The sequence below is a fragment of the Chryseobacterium taeanense genome (assembly GCF_900099685.1).
Classification (GTDB): Bacteria; Bacteroidota; Bacteroidia; order Flavobacteriales; family Weeksellaceae; genus Chryseobacterium; species Chryseobacterium taeanense.
In genome coordinates this window covers 1-16376 of record NZ_FNDW01000003.1, presented here as the reverse complement: position 1 = coordinate 16376, position 16376 = coordinate 1, and the positions used below count along the sequence as shown (strand labels likewise).

The window sequence follows — 16376 nt, the reverse complement described above, 5'->3', positions numbered from 1 at the left end:
AAATTGGGCAAGTAATAAACCTGCCCAGAATCTTTTCTTATGTATTATTTTTGTATTGTTAGTGACCACTGCCTTTTGTGATTTTATCAAGATCAATTCCCTGTGCTTTAAGGATTCCGCTTACTCTTATGGCGTAGAAGGCAAGATATGCAAAACAGATTACCCCCACAATATAACTAAAGTGAATATTAGTAAGATCCGCAACATATCCCTGGATAAGACTTACAATTCCACCACCCATAATCATCATAATCAGAAGGCCTGATCCTTCATTGGTGTGCTTTCCAAGCCCATTGATAGCCAAAGCAAAGATACAAGGCCATAGAGTAGAGCAGAAAAGTCCTACACTTGTAAATGCATAAACCGAAACCATACCAGTTGTAAACATACCGATTAATAAGGCTGCAATACCTGCAACAGAGAATATAAGCAGCATTCTTGCTGGGTTACCTTTACTCATGATGTCACAGATAATCATTGCGATAATAATCAATCCGTACACATAGAAATGTGAAAGATCGTGCTTTGCAATAGAATTCACCAGTAAGAAAACCCCAAATGCAAGATAAGGTGCCAAAAATCTTAATATTTTTTTGAATCCCGCACTTACATCAAAAGCTTCTACAGCTCCTGTCCAACGTCCGATCATCAAAGAGGCCCAATAAAGAGAGATGTAAGGAGCTATATCTTTAGTTTCAAAATTTAAGCTTTTTTCCATATAAGCGGGAAGATTACTTGCCGTAGAAACTTCCACTCCCACATATACAAATATGGCAATCATTCCCATAAAAAGTTGTGGATACTGAAAAGCTGATTTTCTATGTTCTCCGGGAACGGCATCATCCGTATTTTCAGTAACGGTTGGTGTAATGGCCGGAAGAGAAGAAAATTTCAACATAATAGCAACCAGAACAAAAGCCACTCCTAATATAAGATAAGGAACCTTTACGCTTTCAACGCTTACGTCTGTCGTAGCAGCAGCTGCAGAACCGAAAATTGCGAAAGATACAATAAGCGGACCTATCGTCGTTCCCAGATTGTTTATTCCTCCAGCCATCGTAAGTCTCTGAGAACCTGTCTCAGCAGGCCCTACTTCAATAGCAAGCGGATTAGCAACAATTTGCTGCAATGAAAATCCAAGTCCTACAATAAAAAGTCCAGAGATCATCAAAGTGAAAGAATGCAGGTTGGCTGCAGGATAAAATAGAAGTGTTCCTGCTGCAGAAATAAGAAGTCCTACAATAAGACCATTTTTATAACCGATTTTATTGACCAAATCCTGTTTAATACCTTTGGAAACAGCCATATAAATTAAAGAACCTACGGTGTATGCCACATAGAAGCATATCTGCACCAGCATACTTTCGGTTTGTGATAATTTAAAAGCTTTTTGGAATACCGGGATCAAAATGTCATTACTTGCTGCCACAAATCCCCAGAAGAAAAACACAGTAACCAATGGGATGAATTGTCCCCAATTGGTTTGTTTAGAATAATTTGACATATTTGTTGAAAATTTCTGAAAACAAATATATATTATTTCTTTTAATTATAGTGTTTTAGCAATGTTTTTTTTATTGTCTCAAAAGAAGACAATTTAAGTTCTTTTGGAGATGCGGAAGGGTATAAAATTCCGTTAAAATATACTTTTGCTTTACCGGGATAACCTTTAGAATTGTCAAACGGAAAAATTTCCTTTAATCCGACGAAAGTAAAGATCACGATCGGGGAATTATGCTTGGAAGAAAGCGTAAAAGCACCATCTTTAAATTCGTCCAGAATGATTGATGTATCATCCGGAACACCTCCTTCGGGAAAGATCACAATACTGTTTCCTTCTTCCATTTTCTCTGCGCATCTTCGGTAAACATCTGCGCGGCTTCTGGCGCTTTTACGGTCTACCATTACACATATCCTTTTATAGATCGTTCCGAAGATCGGGATTTTCACGAGTTCTTTTTTTCCTACGAAACAGATAGGATGATCGGCACACAGAATACACATCAGCATAATATCCATAATCGAAGTATGATTGGAAATAAAAACATACTGTTGATTCTTATCAAGTTTTTCATTGGAGAGTCTGGTAAGTTCGTAGCGTAGCCCCATGCCGTAAAAGATGCAGTAGCTCCAGTATCTTACAAAACGATAGGCATATTTATAATGCTTTTTATTAAATGATAACAGGTAAACAGGAAGTCCGAAAATTAGAGTAAAAACAAATGCCAGTATCAGAAGCCATGCCCGCCAGAGATAGTTTAGAGTTTTAGCTGTCATTTTTATCCGTTAAAAATTACTTTTTTCTTGATCGAATAATTAAGAATGGAAACCAATAAAATCGCTGCAATCTTACTGATAATTTCAGGACTCAATGTATATACGATGAGATCAATGGTATCTTTAAAAACGAAGCTGTAAAAAATCTGGAAAAAGCCGAGACTCAGTAAAGTTGAAATAAAAGAAACTACCATAAAGTAGGCAAATTCCTTTCTTTTGGAGTGTTTTCCTCTTTCAAAAACAAACCAGATACTCAGAAAATAATTCGTAATAATCCCACAGCTTGTAGAAAAAATATTACTCAAAGGATAATGGATTCCATGAAAATCTGTTTCACGAGGGAAGAACTGTGGTATTGCAGTACTGAACAGCTTAAAACTCCCAATTTCAACGACAGCGCTAAGCCCTCCAGCGATAATGAAGAATAAAACCTGTTTCTGCCGTAATAGTAAATCTCTCATCCGATTGATATAATGTGCAAATTTATAACTATATGTTAAACACTGAAAAAAGTTGTTAAAAATTTTTTTAGATTCAAAATAATTTCTAATTTTAGTTTTCAGAATGATGTAAACCCCACCTGATAATAAATTCATTTTCAACTCTTTGTGTTGATGGTTTTTTCTATCTTGTAATATGATTAAATCATACGATCCAAAAAATTTTACGACCACATTTTAATAATATTTGTATGAAACGTCAAAACAAATACAGAAAATTCCAGCTTCAGCAGAAAAATATTGAAGCTCTAGAAAAAGACAATTCACGCTTTAAACGTGTCTATTCCGAGTATGAAAATATGTCTGAGGAACTCTGGAATCTTGAGAATTCCGATAATGAACCTGTTCCCGATGATTTTATTAACGCTATGATCCTTCAGGCTTCTTATCTGGAAGATGAAATCGAAGACTGGCTCATACAGTTTAACGATAGAAAAAAGGAGATAAAGCAATAAAGATGAATTTGAAAACAAATTATTAAAGAGAGTTGAAAGTAAATTTAACTCTCTTTAATTTTTTTGTAATCCTTATAATATGAAACACACATATGTCATGTCAATTATCCCACATCTTACAAGATAAATTCATAATTTAGCATCCTTAAACTAAAATGGAAAATATGGTTGCTATTGTTGATAGTGGTTCTACAAAATCAGATTGGGTTATTCTGGACGATTTTAAACAAATCTTCCTGAAAACAGAAACCATTGGCTTCAATCCGAACTTTATCAGCAGAGAACTCATCGTTCCCGAAATTGAAAAAAATACAGGCATCACGTCCGTTAAAAATTCCATTAAAAAAATATACTTCTATGGTTCAGGTTGTGGCGTTAAGCAAAACTGTGACACCATTATCGAAGAATTAGGGAAAATATTTACCTATGCAGAAATCATCGTAAAAGAGGACCTCACGGCAGCAGCTTATTCCGCTTACAGAGGAAAGCCGGCTATCGTTTGTATATTGGGAACAGGGTCAAATTCATGCTATTTTGATGGTGAAAACATAAAAATTCAATTACCATCACTAGGCTTTCTTGTCGGAGACGAAGGTAGCGGAAGTGCTATCGGAAAACAATTGGTACGCAGATTTTTTATGCAGAAACTTCCTGAAGATCTTTCCGGAGAATTTGAGCAAACGTATAACCTCACCCTGGATGAAGTGCTGAAAAACATGTACCATACCACCCGTCCTAATGCCTTTCTTGCAGATTTCAATAAATTTGTAGTGGAAAGAAAAGAACATCCTTATTTAAGGAAAATGGTATATGAAGAAATGCTGAATTTCTTCGACTATCAGGTGATTCCCTACAAAGAATCAAAAGAAGCCGAAATCAATTTTATTGGTTCTATAGCTTATTATTATGAAGATATTCTGCGTGCAGCAGCAGCACAACTCAATCTAAATGTGGGACAAATTGTACAGAAACCAATCGAGAGTTTAGTCGATTACCACATTCAATATATATTATAATCAAAAAAAACAAAATTCTATATGTCAAGTAAAAACCACCGCGACGAAAAGAACTTTAATCAGGCCGCGTTAGATTATCATAAAGCCGAACCTAAAGGAAAAATCGAAGTGATTCCTTCAAAACCGCACTCTTCACAGAGAGACCTCTCATTGGCGTACTCGCCGGGAGTTGCAGTGCCTTGTATGGAAATTCACGATAAGCCGGAAACTGTTTACGATTATACCGGAAAAGGAAATCTGGTAGCCGTTATTTCTAATGGTACAGCGGTTCTCGGATTGGGAGATATCGGTGCAGAGGCTTCAAAGCCTGTAATGGAAGGGAAAGGTCTTTTGTTTAAAATCTTTGCAGACATCAATGTATTTGATATTGAAATCGATGAAAAAGATCCCGACAAATTCATTGATATTGTAAAAGGAATTGCCCCAACTTTCGGGGGAATCAACCTCGAAGATATCAAGGCGCCGGAAGCATTTTATATTGAGCAACGTCTGAAAGAAGAATTAGATATTCCTCTAATGCACGACGATCAGCACGGAACAGCAATAATCTCCGCAGCTGCGCTTATTAACTCTCTTAAAATCGCCGATAAAAAGATTGAAGAAGTAAAGATGGTGGTAAACGGAGCCGGAGCTGCAGCGATTGCCTGTACCAACCTTTATATTTCTTTAGGGTTAAAAAGAGAAAATGTACTGATGTGCGACAGTAAAGGGGTAATTAACCAGAGAAGAGAAAACCTGACACCCGAAAAGCTGGATTTCATCGCGCAAACCGATATCGATACACTGGAAGATGCTTTAAAAGGATCGGACGTTTTCGTGGGATTGTCAAAAGGAAATGTAATGACTCCTGCAATGCTTTCAAGCATGAACGAAAATCCGATTGTATTCGCATTAGCCAATCCGGATCCGGAAATTGCCTATGATCTTGCCATTGAAACCCGAAAAGATGTCATCATGGCAACAGGAAGAAGCGATTATCCTAACCAGGTAAACAATGTATTGGGATTCCCTTATATATTCCGTGGGGCATTAGATGTGCAGGCAAAAACAATCAATGAAGAAATGAAACTGGCAGCCGTTCATGCCATTGCCGATTTAGCTAATGAACCCGTGCCTGAAGCCGTAATTTTAGCGTATAATCTTCAGAATCTTCAGTTCGGAAGAGAATATTTTATCCCGAAACCATTTGATAACCGTTTGATAACAAAGGTTTCATGTGCTGTCGCAAAAGCTGCCGTAGAAAGTGGAGTAGCAAGGAAAACCATCACAAACTTTGATGAATACGAAAACAGCCTTCTCGACAGAATGGGACGGGATGAAAAGCTGGTAAGAATGATGCAGAACCGCGCAAAAGCAAATCCTAAAAGAATTACGCTGGGTAATGCTGAAGAATATAATGTTCTGAAAGCTGCTCAGATCCTGTATGAAGAAGGAATTGCCTATCCGAGCCTTTTGGGAAGCAAAAAGTATATTAAAGAACAGATGGAACGCTTCGGAATCAGCCTCGATGTTCCGATTATCGATCCTAGTGATGAAGATCAGAAGGAAAACAGAAAAAAATATAGAGAAACCCTTTGGAAGCTTCGCCAGAGAAAGGGTATGAATGAGTATAAAGCTAAAAGATTCGTTCGCCAGAGAGATTATTTCGGGCCATTAATGCTGAAGCACGGCGATACGGATGGATTGATTGTTGGCTTCTCCAAAAACTACGCTTCGACGTTAAGACCTGTTCTGGAAGTGATCGAAAAAGATAAAGGTGTTGATAAGATAGCTGCCATGATGATGATCTTGTCTGAAAAGAAACCGATTTTCTTTGCAGATACTTCCATCAATAAAAATCCTACAGCCGAAGATCTTGTGAATATTGCTAAAATGGCAGAATTAACGGTAAAATCTTTTGCCATCGAACCGAGAATTGCAATGCTTGGCTTTGAAAACTTTGCTGCCATCTCCGAAACTTCTAAAAAAGTAGCAAAAGCGGTGAGCATCCTTCACGAAAAATATCCTAAAATGATCGTTGACGGAGAAATACAGCCGGATTTTGCAATGGATTCTGAACATCTGAGCGATTATCCTTTCTCAAAATTAGGAAATACGCCGGCCAATACTTTTATCTTCCCGAATCTTGAGAGTGCGAATCTTTCGTACAAAATTCTCAGAGGGATGAAGCTGGCTCAGGTCATCGGTCCTGTTTTAATGGGATTAAAGCAGCCTGTTCACGTATTGCAGATGCGTTCAAGCGTCGATGAGATTGTGAATCTTGCGACCATAGCTGTTCTTGACGCACAAAGAAGAGAATTCAAGGAAAAAAAATAAATTTGATGTAAGCTTTTCAAATTTAGAAATATCACAAATAAAGACTTCATTTTGGAGTCTTTATTTTTTTTGTTTTGAAGGGTAAAAAAAATTATCCATATGAATTGAAAGATTTATATGGATAAACCGGAAGATTTATATGGATAATTTCCTAAAGTTATATGGGTAAATTTGAAAACTTATTCTGGTCAATCGAAAATACATTCCCGGAAAGTAATTTTCAAGTCTTTCGTTTTTGCGCCTTATCTTTAAAATTCAAATTAAAAATTAAGTTAAAAGCCATTCGTGTATGAAATGAAAACATTAATTAGTTTAATTTGCTATATTTGGGAGTTTTAAAAATTAATAATGATATTTTCACTACAAGGCATTGTTCAGGAACTTACGCCTACCTACGCAGTAATCAACGTCCAGGGCGTTGGTTACTATGTAGGTATTAGCTTAATGACCTCACAAACCCTTACCATCAATCAGGAAACCTTTCTTTTTATCCAGCAGATTATCCGGGAAGATGCGCATTTGCTTTTCGGGTTTAAAACCAGGTCAGAAAAAGAGATGTTCAATCTGTTAATAAGCGTTAACGGAGTAGGTGCCGTATCTGCCCTTATTTTACTCTCTACTTTAGCCCTTGATGAGATCGCTTCCGCTATCCTTTCAAGAAACAGCGCATTGATTCAGAAAGCCAAAGGAATAGGTGCCAAAACAGCAGAAAGAATTATTGTAGACCTTAAAGATAAAGTCCAGAAATTCAGCAATCCGGAAGAAAATATTTCTACGCTGGCAAATAATAAAGTGAAGGAAGAATCGTTATCTGCATTAGAAGTTTTGGGTATTCCTAAGCGGATGAGTGAGAAGCTTGCAGACAGAATCATCAAGCAAAATCCCGAGATTTCAATCGAAGAATTGGTAAAACAAATTTTAAAAAACATTTAACATTTGGTGGCAAATATTAAGTATTTCAATATATTCCTGTTCCTGTCGTTCATGTGCATGTCAGTAATGACTTTTGCACAGCAGAGACCGGCGGTTCGGGACACAGCAATCATAAAAAAAGACTATCAGCTGGCAGATCCTACACAGTATGAAGCCTATTATGATATAAAAACCGGAATGTATTATGTATATCCGAAGATCGGAAATACCATTACCGGACCTCCTACAGCCATGTCTCCCGAAGATTATAAAGAATTTATGATGGCGGAGCAGACAAGAGCTTATTACAAAGAAAAATCAGACCGCTACAGCCTGATGTTCAGAAAGGATAAAAGTGATGCCGCCAGAAAAGGATTAATTCCTTCTCTTACGATCAATAATCGTCTTTTTGAAACGCTTTTCGGAAGCAACAAAATTGAAATTATTCCGACCGGATACGTCTCTTTCGACTTCGCAGGACTTTATCAGAAGATTGATAATCCGTTGATTCTGCCTCAGAACAGAACGAGCTTTACCTTCGATATAGACCAGAGAATTCAGCTCGGTTTATTAGGGAAAGTAGGGGAGAATCTTCAGTTGAAAGCCAATTACGATACACAAAGTGGTTTCGCCTTTGAAAACAGAATGAACCTTGTATGGCAGGCCAAAGGTAGCTGGAAAGACCTTCAGCAGAAGGGATTGAACGATGTTGATAAACCTAGTGCCGGCGGCGAAGATAAAGTCATTAAAAGAGTAGAATTCGGTAACGTTAATATGCCGCTTTCTACCAGTCTTATTCGTGGTTCTCAGTCTTTATTCGGGGTAAAAACAGAGTTTCAGTTAGGAAAAACTTATGGTACCGTTGTGCTTTCCCAACAACAGGGGGAAGCCAGAAATATTACCGTGCAGGGCGGCGGTGTTATGAATACGTTTAAACTGAACGCCATTGATTATGAAGACAACCAGCATTACTTTGTCGGGCATTATTTCCTGAATAACTATGATAATGCTTTACTGAACTATCCTCAGATCAACTCAAAGATCAGCATCACCAGAATGGAGGTTTGGGTACTGGATCAGGGAAACACTAATTTACAATATCAAAAAAGTATTGTAGGGGTTAGAGATCTCGGGGATGCTCCGGGAGCGCTTCCCAATAATGACCAGACAGGTTTCAATCTTTACTCGGCAGTCAACGGAATACCGGGATTAAGAGATGCCAGTACGGCTTATAATGCCATTAAAGGAGCAAATCTTCCTGTTGCTTCAGGAGGTACAGAAACCTATGTTGACGGAGAACATTTTATCTTTAATAAAAAGGCAAGGAGATTAAATACCAACGAATATATCCTCCAGCCACAATTAGGATACATTTCATTAAACCAGAAATTGAATGACAATCAGCTTTTGGCGGTGTCATTTTCATATACCGTAAACGGAAGCAACCAGGTGTACAAAGTTGGGGAATTCTCTGAAGAAAGTACTGTATTGGTAGCAAAACTTTTGAAGCCGAATACTACGGTGAAAACTTCTTCTCCGATGTGGGATCTGATGATGAAAAACATCTATTCTCTGGATGCGGGACAGGTAAATCAGGATGGTTTTATTCTTAATGTTCTGTACAGAGATCCGCAGTCAGGAGGTAAGTTGAATTATCTTCCGGTGGCTAATAATGCACAGGTAAACAATGTCCCTTTAATCAAATTGCTGAATTGGGACCGACTTAATGCCAACGGTGACTTACAGACCAACGGAAACACAACAGGCGACGGAATTTTCGACTTTGTCAATGGAATTACCATCAGACCGGAAACCGGGAGGGTAATATTTACAAAAACACAACCATTTGGTAATTATATTCAGACTCTTTTGGGAAGCAACGATACGCAGTATGTTTTCTCGGATCTCTACAGCCAGCAGAAACAGGTCGCTACTTCCAGTAACCTCGCCCAGCGATACACCATCGAAGGCCGCTACAAAGGAACGCAGGGGCAGGGAATCTCTTTAGGAGCGGTAAATGTTCCTCAAGGTTCTGTAAAAGTTTCCGCAAACGGAGTTCAGCTTACGGAAGGGATCGATTATACCGTAGATTATATGCTGGGTACGGTAACCATCATCAACGAACAGGTGAAGCAGTCCGGTCAGGCAATCAATATTTCATTGGAAAATCAACTGACATTTAATACCCAGAGAAAACGTTTTATGGGATTAAACTTAGAAAGAAGATTTAATGAAAACTTTATCTTAGGAGCAACCGTTGTAAATTATTCCGAATCGCCGCTTACCCAAAAGGTAAATTACGGTCAGGAAGCCGTTAATAATACCATGGCAGGAATCAACTTAATGTACAACAACCAGCTTCCGTTCCTGACAAGATTAACTGATAAAATACCATTAGTAAATACAGAAGCTCCATCGAATTTGAATTTCAAAATGGAAGCCGCATATTTACTTCCGGGTTTAAATAAAGGAATTAACGACCAGTCTTATATCGATGACTTCGAGCAGACCACTTCAAAGATTACCTTAAAAGAACCAACAGCATGGAGTCTGGCTTCAAAACCTGAAAAAAACCAAGCTGATCCTCTTTTTACGGGCGCAGGTAAAAATAACGATATCACAGAAGGCTATGGAAGAGGTTTGTTATCCTGGTATAACATCGACCCGAGATTCTGGGGAGTGGGAGGTAAAGCACCTACCGGTATTACCCCGCAATCGGTTTCAAACCACGCTTCGAGAAGGGTTCAGTTCTCCGAAATTTTCAATAACAGAGATTTTGTTGCCGGCGAACAGACGTACACCAATACTTTCGATATTTCATATTACCCTGCGGAAAAAGGCCCTTATAATGCTAATCCTGCAGCAGAAAGTACAGCACAAAGATGGGCAGGAATCATGAGGCCGATCTCGGTTTCAAACTTTACAAGTTCTAATATTGAGTATGTAGAATTCTGGATGATGGATCCGTATGCCGATGGAAATGCGTTAGGTGCAAATCCAAAACTTTTATTACAGTTAGGAAACGTATCCGAAGATATCCTGAAAGACGGACAAATGCAGTACGAAAACGGATTGCCTACGCCTTCTGCGCCATCGGTGACAACTAACTCTAATTGGGGAATACAACCGAAGCAGCCACCGATTTTGTACGCTTTCTCAAGTGAAGGAGCAGACAGAACAGCACAAGATCTGGGATATGATGGATTAAGTTCAGATCAGGAAGCTGCGTTGTTTGGAAATACATTTGTTAATCCTGTTACCAATATATCCGACCCTGCCGTAGATGATTTCGTATTTTATATGTCTAGCAAATTTACAGGAAGTCAGGCGGCATCTGTGGTGCAGCGATATAAATACTTCAGAGGTCCTGAAGGAAATTCTCAGAGTAACTCTCTGGAAGTTTCTTCGCAAACTCCGGATTCAGAAGATATTAATAAAGATTACAACTTAGATCAGAGCGAAAGCTATAACCAGTATGAAGTAAGACTGGATCAGGCAAGTTTAGCATTGGGACAAAATAATATCGTTGATGTTAAAACTGTTCAGGCGCAGTTCCAGAATGGGCAGACTTCTCAGGTAAAATGGTATTTATTCAGAGTTCCGGTTTCACAGTATGTAACCACAGCGGGAGATGCAGATCCTTCAATTTTGAATAATGTAAGATTCGCAAGATTACTATTAACAGGTTTCGACCAGACTTCTACATTAAGATTCGGAACAATGGATCTTGTAAGATCAGACTGGCGAAAATATCCTAAGAATGTTGCTGCCTTCGGAAGTAATACTACAGCAGATCCTTCTACAAATGAAGGCTCAGCTGATGATGTTACTATTAGTAATCTTGAAGTAGGAAGCGTAAATATTGAGGAAAATGCTTTAAACCAGCCTCCATATGTATTGCCTCCGGGAATCGACAGACAGATTCTTAGCGGTAATGCAGGTGCACAGAGACAAAATGAAGCTTCTTTATACTTAAAAGTTAAAGAATTGGCTGTTACGGAGGCGAAAGGTGTATTCAAAAATACCAGCCTTGATATGAGAAGATATAAAAAGTTAAAACTTTTTGTTCATGCACAGGACCCTACTAACCGTGTTCAGGGGCTTGATAAGAATACAAAATTCTTTATCCGTTTCGGAAATGATGCTACAGACAACTATTATGAGTACGAGTCTGCCTTGAAAATTACACCGAGTACTGCAACTGCACCATTGGAAATATGGCCAATAGAAAATGATGTAGATCTGAATATTCAGGATTTTGTAGATGCTAAAATAAGAAGAGATAAAAATAATCCGGGTGATATTAGCAAAAGAATAATGGATCCCTTATTTGATGAAGGGGGGACTTATAAGAAATTATATATTAAAGGACGGCCTAGTTTAGGAAATGTTACAACCATCATGATCGGTATAAGGAATGGTTATCAGAGAGGCGAGTTGGGAGCTGTTCCTATAGACAGAATCCTTTGGGTAAACGAAATCCGTCTTTCCGAAATTGAAAACGATGGTGGTTATGCAGGGAATGCAAGTTTAAACTTTAACCTCGGAGATTTTGCTACGGTAAATACAAGTGCATCCTATACATCTGTTGGTTTCGGAAATATCGATTCTAAGCCTGCAGAAAGAAACCAGTCTACACAGTCTGCTTTTAGTATCAATACTGCTATTAATGTAGATAAATTCTTACCTGAGAAAACAGGGGTGAAAATTCCGTTAAACTATTCATATTCCCAAACCATCGAAGATCCGAAATACAATCCGCTGGATACCGATGTTGAATTTAAAAAAGCTGCTAACAGAGAAGAACTTAAAAAAGTAGCGAGAACATATACGCAACAACGAAGCATTGGCCTTGTAAACGTACATAAAGAAAGAATGAACCAGAATAGAAAACCTAAATTCTATGATGTCGAAAACCTTTCTGTGACGGCTGTTTATAACGATGATTTCTACAGGGATATTTATACCAAAAGAAACTACAGACAGTATTTAAGAGGATATGTAGATTATAACTATACCTTTAAACCTTGGGTAATTCGTCCATTCAACAAAATGATTAGCGACACGGCAAAATCTACGAAATATCTGAAATGGGTAAAAGAATTTAATTTCAATCCGATACCAACAAGATTCTCTTTCAGAACAGAGATCGACAGAAATTATAATGAGCTGGAGTTCCGTAATATTGATGCCATTTTAAATGGAAACTATAATGACGATTTCGGAGCAATCAAAAACAGAAACTTCTATTTCGGCTGGCAATATGGATTAGGATTTAATTTCACCAAATCTTTAAAGCTTGAAATCAATTCCGCAACAAGAACTTTGAATGATAATGTGGATGTAAATACAATGGATAACAATTCAATTTTCGGAAATGTTTTCAGAGCCGGAAGACCTGTATTGTACAACCATAGAGTTCAGTTAAATTATAAACTGCCGTTCCAGTATCTTCCGTACTTAGATTTCATTGATGCAGAAGTGGGCTACGGATTTACCTATAACTGGAATGCAAGATCCACTGTTCTTTTAGCAAGTCCGGATGGAAGTTTAGGATCGATCGGACAGAATACCAATGTGATTCAGGCTACCGGTACTGCTGACTTTACTAAGTTCTTCGGCCAGTTTAAATATTTTAAAAATATTTCCGCAACCCTTCAGAAGCGCAAACAGGAAATTGATTCACTGAATAATGCTTATACTCAGCAATGGGAGAAAAACAGATATGCTTATAAAAAATATAAGTTTAAAAACAGGCTCACTCCGCTTCAGAGCATGGCGTATTTATTGACTTCAATGAAGCAGTTGGATATCAATTATTCCGAAAACAATGGTACCGTACTTCCGGGATTGCTTTCTGCACCAAACTGGTATGGATATGGGCAGACATTAGGCGGTCCTACCATCGGATTCTTATTCGGTTCACAGGCAGATATCCGAAGAACAGTAATGGAAAATGGTTGGGTAAGTGACTCGGAATTTATGACAGATCCTTATGTAAGAATGTCTACGAGAGAGCTTCGTGGTAATTTGCAGATAATGCCGATGAATGATCTTCGAATTGATATCAGCGCGCTGCATAATTATAATAGAAACTTTACACATACCGGATTTAATTATAGAGATGCTAATACGGGAATTGCTGACCCTAATTATACATTTGCCAATGATATGGTGACTTACTCCAATTCTGTGGTTTTATTGAAGACTGCTTTTAAAGATGGTAGTGCAATTTATCAGGCAATAAGACAAAATGCTATGGCGCTGTCACAGCAAATGCCGGGAGCTTTGGAGCCAAACGGATTTAAAGACGGTTACGGAATATCAAATGCATATATTCTCATTCCTGCTTTCAGGGCAGCAGTGGAAGGCAAAACCCCTAAAATGATGGGCAATCCTAAAAAAGCAGGGCTTCCGATTCCAAACTGGAAGATTACATACTCCGGGCTAAGGAATGTTCCTATTATCAATGGTCAGTTTTCTAAGTTTGATTTACTGCATGCTTATCAGGCGACCTATACAGCGACAGGAGTTCAGTCGAGCATAGATTATTTTAATACACTTAATAATTATAACGCGACACAACGAGATATCAACGATGATTACATCAATCCATTTACATTTGCTCAGGTGGGTTATGTAGAAAACTTCTCGCCACTGATCGGAGTAGATATGACGATGAGAAACAATATGCAGTTTGGAATCCAGTATAATAGATTAAGAACACTATTATTAGGATTAGTCAATCATACATTAACTGAAGATTCAAACAGTGAATATGTTGTAAGAGTAGGATATATCATCAGGAATTTCAGGCTGGGAATGACCAACGTCGGAGGAAGAGGAAAAGCTAAAGGAAGCGATCTCAATATCAGAGGAGATTTCTCGCTAAGAGACAGCCGAACAAGCATTACCAATATCCTGTTGGATGATTCACAGGTTACCGGAGGACAAAGGCTGATGAATATTAAAGTTTCTGCAGATTATAATGTATCAGAAAATCTTAACCTTAGAGTATTCTACGAACAGATGACTTCAAAATATAAAATCTCAACAGCATTCCCGCTGTCAACAGTAAGGGCAGGGATTTCTGCAACGTTTACCTTCGGAGATTCAGGAGGTTTCTAATGAGAACTAAAATAAATTTAAATGTCCTTCAATTTTGAAGGACATTTTTTTATATCCGATATTTGAAGCTTGTAGAATTTTGAATACATTTGTACAAAATAAAAAATTAAAAATGAACACACCATCAGAATTAAAGTACACTAAAGATCACGAATGGATTAAGATCGAAGGTAACGTAGCTACAATCGGTATTACAGACTTCGCTCAGGGAGAGCTTGGCGATATCGTTTACGTAGATGTGGATACTGTAGACGATGAGTTGGAAGGAGGAGCGGTTTTCGGAAGTGTAGAAGCTGTAAAAACAGTTTCAGACTTATTCTTACCAATTTCAGGAAAAGTGATTGAGTTCAATTCAGAACTTGAAGATCAGCCTGAATTATTGAACTCAGACCCTTACGGAAACGGATGGATCATCAAATTAGAAGTTGCTGAAGGTGCAGATCAGTCAGAATTACTTTCCGCTGAAGAATATCAAGCCATCATTGGATAAAATTTCAAAAATATTTAGTAAGATACTGCCCATTTATTGGGCATTTCTTACTTATATGCTTCTCAAACCAGGAGAGGAGAATCACGAGTACTGGTTTATGTTCAACGGGATCGACAAAGTCTTGCATCTTAGTATATTTGGCGCATTAGGCTTTTGCTTTATGGCGGCATTTCCCAAAATAAAATTTTACTACTTCTTTCAGATCATTTTGATCTATGCCTTTCTCACAGAAATTCTTCAGGAAGAGATGGGACTCGGCAGATCTATGGAAGCTTTAGATATTGTAGCAGATATCATCGGCTGTCTCCTCGGATACTATATATACAAGCTTCTTGTTAAAAGATTTTTCTAATCTTACTTTACAATCCTTCATTGCTTCCAAAGGAAACTCATCCACTCTCCGCCTCTCCAATCGATTACTCTCCAACATTTTTTCTTGTAGCTTTTTCCGGCTCTCTGCTCATACTCCTCGCGCCAGGCTTTCCCGTCTTCCTTCCGCTCTACCGCTGCTGGCTAAGGCTTTCTTTCCATGCTGCGGGGTACCGCTACGATCCGGGCTAGGTGTTTTGGTGTTTACTTTCGAGGATCATCTTTCAAAACAGATAGTGAGTTCTTAAAACAAATGATCTAAAACCGTCCACTACCTTCTTAGAATAAAAAAGAATAAAATCAGAATCTGCGTTCTCTGCACAATCTGCGAGGGATTATAAACTTGTTTAAACTAATTTCAGAATTAACCACAAAGTCACAAAAGATAATTATTACGCAATGATTATAGTATTTCAAGTTCATAAAAGAATAAAAATCGAAGCTTTTTTAAGCTATTGTGAACTTTTTCATTTGTAGTTATAAACTTTAAACAAAAGCATAAACGGGCTTTCCAAGCACCAATATTTTCCGAGACTCCTTACTTTGAGCTCAAAAACCAAACATTAGTTTAAAATTATTGTATTTAATTTTCAGGAAGTTAAGATTAAATGTGAACGAAATGTAAATTTTCCGTTAAATAAATTAGGATTGTAATGTAATAAGTTTCTATTTTTGCCGCACTGAAAACGAGAGATAGTAGGTAGCGCAGAAGAGCTTTTAGATAAGCAAAAAAAGAATCTCATGTTTATTAAGGTTAAAATAACCAAAGTAAATAGGTACGGATTAATATTTATAAAGCGGGATATATTTTAGAAAATTTTTTTAAAATAAATGTTGCGTGATAATAAAATATTAGTATCTTTGCAGTCCCAATTAAAGGGAGCGCAGGAGATTATTGATTAAGGTTTAGAGA

The 16376-nt window shown here is 37.8% G+C and carries 10 protein-coding genes; 7 read left to right on the top strand and 3 right to left on the bottom strand.

Translation table 11 applies throughout. The features are described 5' to 3' along the window. Nucleotides 1–58: 58 nt before the first annotated feature. The 3 genes from BLR30_RS05490 to BLR30_RS05480 are packed head-to-tail and all read right to left on the bottom strand — an operon-like array spanning nucleotide 59 to nucleotide 2738. On the bottom strand, nucleotides 59–1504 hold the full coding sequence (locus BLR30_RS05490) for an MFS transporter (protein ID WP_089855959.1): 1446 nt from the start codon (nucleotides 1502–1504) through the stop codon (nucleotides 59–61). 41 nt (nucleotides 1505–1545) lie between these two features. Continuing rightward, nucleotides 1546–2277: a lysophospholipid acyltransferase family protein gene (locus BLR30_RS05485; protein WP_089855957.1), complete on the bottom strand. Its 732-nt coding sequence runs from the start codon at nucleotides 2275–2277 to the stop codon at nucleotides 1546–1548. Nucleotides 2278–2279: 2 nt separating this feature from the next. Continuing rightward, nucleotides 2280–2738 carry a GtrA family protein gene (locus BLR30_RS05480; protein ID WP_089855955.1) on the bottom strand — a complete coding sequence of 153 codons (459 nt, stop codon included), beginning with the start codon at nucleotides 2736–2738 and terminating at the stop codon, nucleotides 2280–2282. A gap of 230 nt (nucleotides 2739–2968) precedes the next feature. On the opposite strand from BLR30_RS05480, the gene BLR30_RS05475 reads away from it, so the two are divergent. From BLR30_RS05475 to BLR30_RS05445, 7 genes are all read left to right on the top strand, one after another. Continuing rightward, entirely contained in the window at nucleotides 2969–3232 is a 264-nt protein-coding gene (locus tag BLR30_RS05475) for a hypothetical protein (RefSeq protein WP_089855953.1), read from the top strand. Nucleotides 3233–3396: 164 nt separating this feature from the next. Then, nucleotides 3397–4248, top strand: coding sequence for a BadF/BadG/BcrA/BcrD ATPase family protein (locus tag BLR30_RS05470; protein ID WP_089856514.1), 852 nt, complete (start codon nucleotides 3397–3399; stop codon nucleotides 4246–4248). A gap of 21 nt (nucleotides 4249–4269) precedes the next feature. Further along, nucleotides 4270–6564: an NADP-dependent malic enzyme gene (locus tag BLR30_RS05465; protein ID WP_089855951.1), complete on the top strand. Its 2295-nt coding sequence runs from the start codon at nucleotides 4270–4272 to the stop codon at nucleotides 6562–6564. Between the two features lie 348 nt (nucleotides 6565–6912). Continuing rightward, a complete protein-coding gene (gene ruvA, locus BLR30_RS05460) occupies nucleotides 6913–7497 on the top strand; it encodes a Holliday junction branch migration protein RuvA (RefSeq protein WP_089855949.1) in 585 nt (194 codons plus the stop codon). Between the two features lie 51 nt (nucleotides 7498–7548). Next, a complete protein-coding gene (gene sov / locus BLR30_RS05455; RefSeq protein ID WP_449390417.1) occupies nucleotides 7549–14604 on the top strand; it encodes a T9SS outer membrane translocon Sov/SprA in 7056 nt (2351 codons plus the stop codon). A gap of 112 nt (nucleotides 14605–14716) precedes the next feature. Next, a complete protein-coding gene (gene gcvH, locus BLR30_RS05450; RefSeq protein ID WP_089855944.1) occupies nucleotides 14717–15094 on the top strand; it encodes a glycine cleavage system protein GcvH in 378 nt (125 codons plus the stop codon). A gap of 25 nt (nucleotides 15095–15119) precedes the next feature. Continuing rightward, the gene (locus BLR30_RS05445) at nucleotides 15120–15446 is read left to right on the top strand and encodes a VanZ family protein (protein WP_089856512.1); all 327 of its coding nucleotides are present in this window, start codon (nucleotides 15120–15122) and stop codon (nucleotides 15444–15446) included. The last annotated feature ends 930 nt before the right edge of the window (nucleotides 15447–16376 follow it).

Excerpts from the sequence above, each read along its gene's own strand:
- gcvH (WP_089855944.1), top strand. The coding sequence starts at position 14,717 with ATGAACACACCATCAGAATTAAAGTACACTAAAGATCACGAATGGATT.
- BLR30_RS05470 (WP_089856514.1), top strand. The coding sequence starts at position 3,397 with ATGGTTGCTATTGTTGATAGTGGTTCTACAAAATCAGATTGGGTTATT.
- ruvA (WP_089855949.1), top strand. The coding sequence starts at position 6,913 with ATGATATTTTCACTACAAGGCATTGTTCAGGAACTTACGCCTACCTAC.
- BLR30_RS05480 (WP_089855955.1), bottom strand. The coding sequence starts at position 2,738 with ATGAGAGATTTACTATTACGGCAGAAACAGGTTTTATTCTTCATTATC.
- BLR30_RS05465 (WP_089855951.1), top strand. The coding sequence starts at position 4,270 with ATGTCAAGTAAAAACCACCGCGACGAAAAGAACTTTAATCAGGCCGCG.
- sov (WP_449390417.1), top strand. The coding sequence starts at position 7,549 with ATGTGCATGTCAGTAATGACTTTTGCACAGCAGAGACCGGCGGTTCGG.
- BLR30_RS05485 (WP_089855957.1), bottom strand. The coding sequence starts at position 2,277 with ATGACAGCTAAAACTCTAAACTATCTCTGGCGGGCATGGCTTCTGATA.
- BLR30_RS05490 (WP_089855959.1), bottom strand. The coding sequence starts at position 1,504 with ATGTCAAATTATTCTAAACAAACCAATTGGGGACAATTCATCCCATTG.
- BLR30_RS05475 (WP_089855953.1), top strand. The coding sequence starts at position 2,969 with ATGAAACGTCAAAACAAATACAGAAAATTCCAGCTTCAGCAGAAAAAT.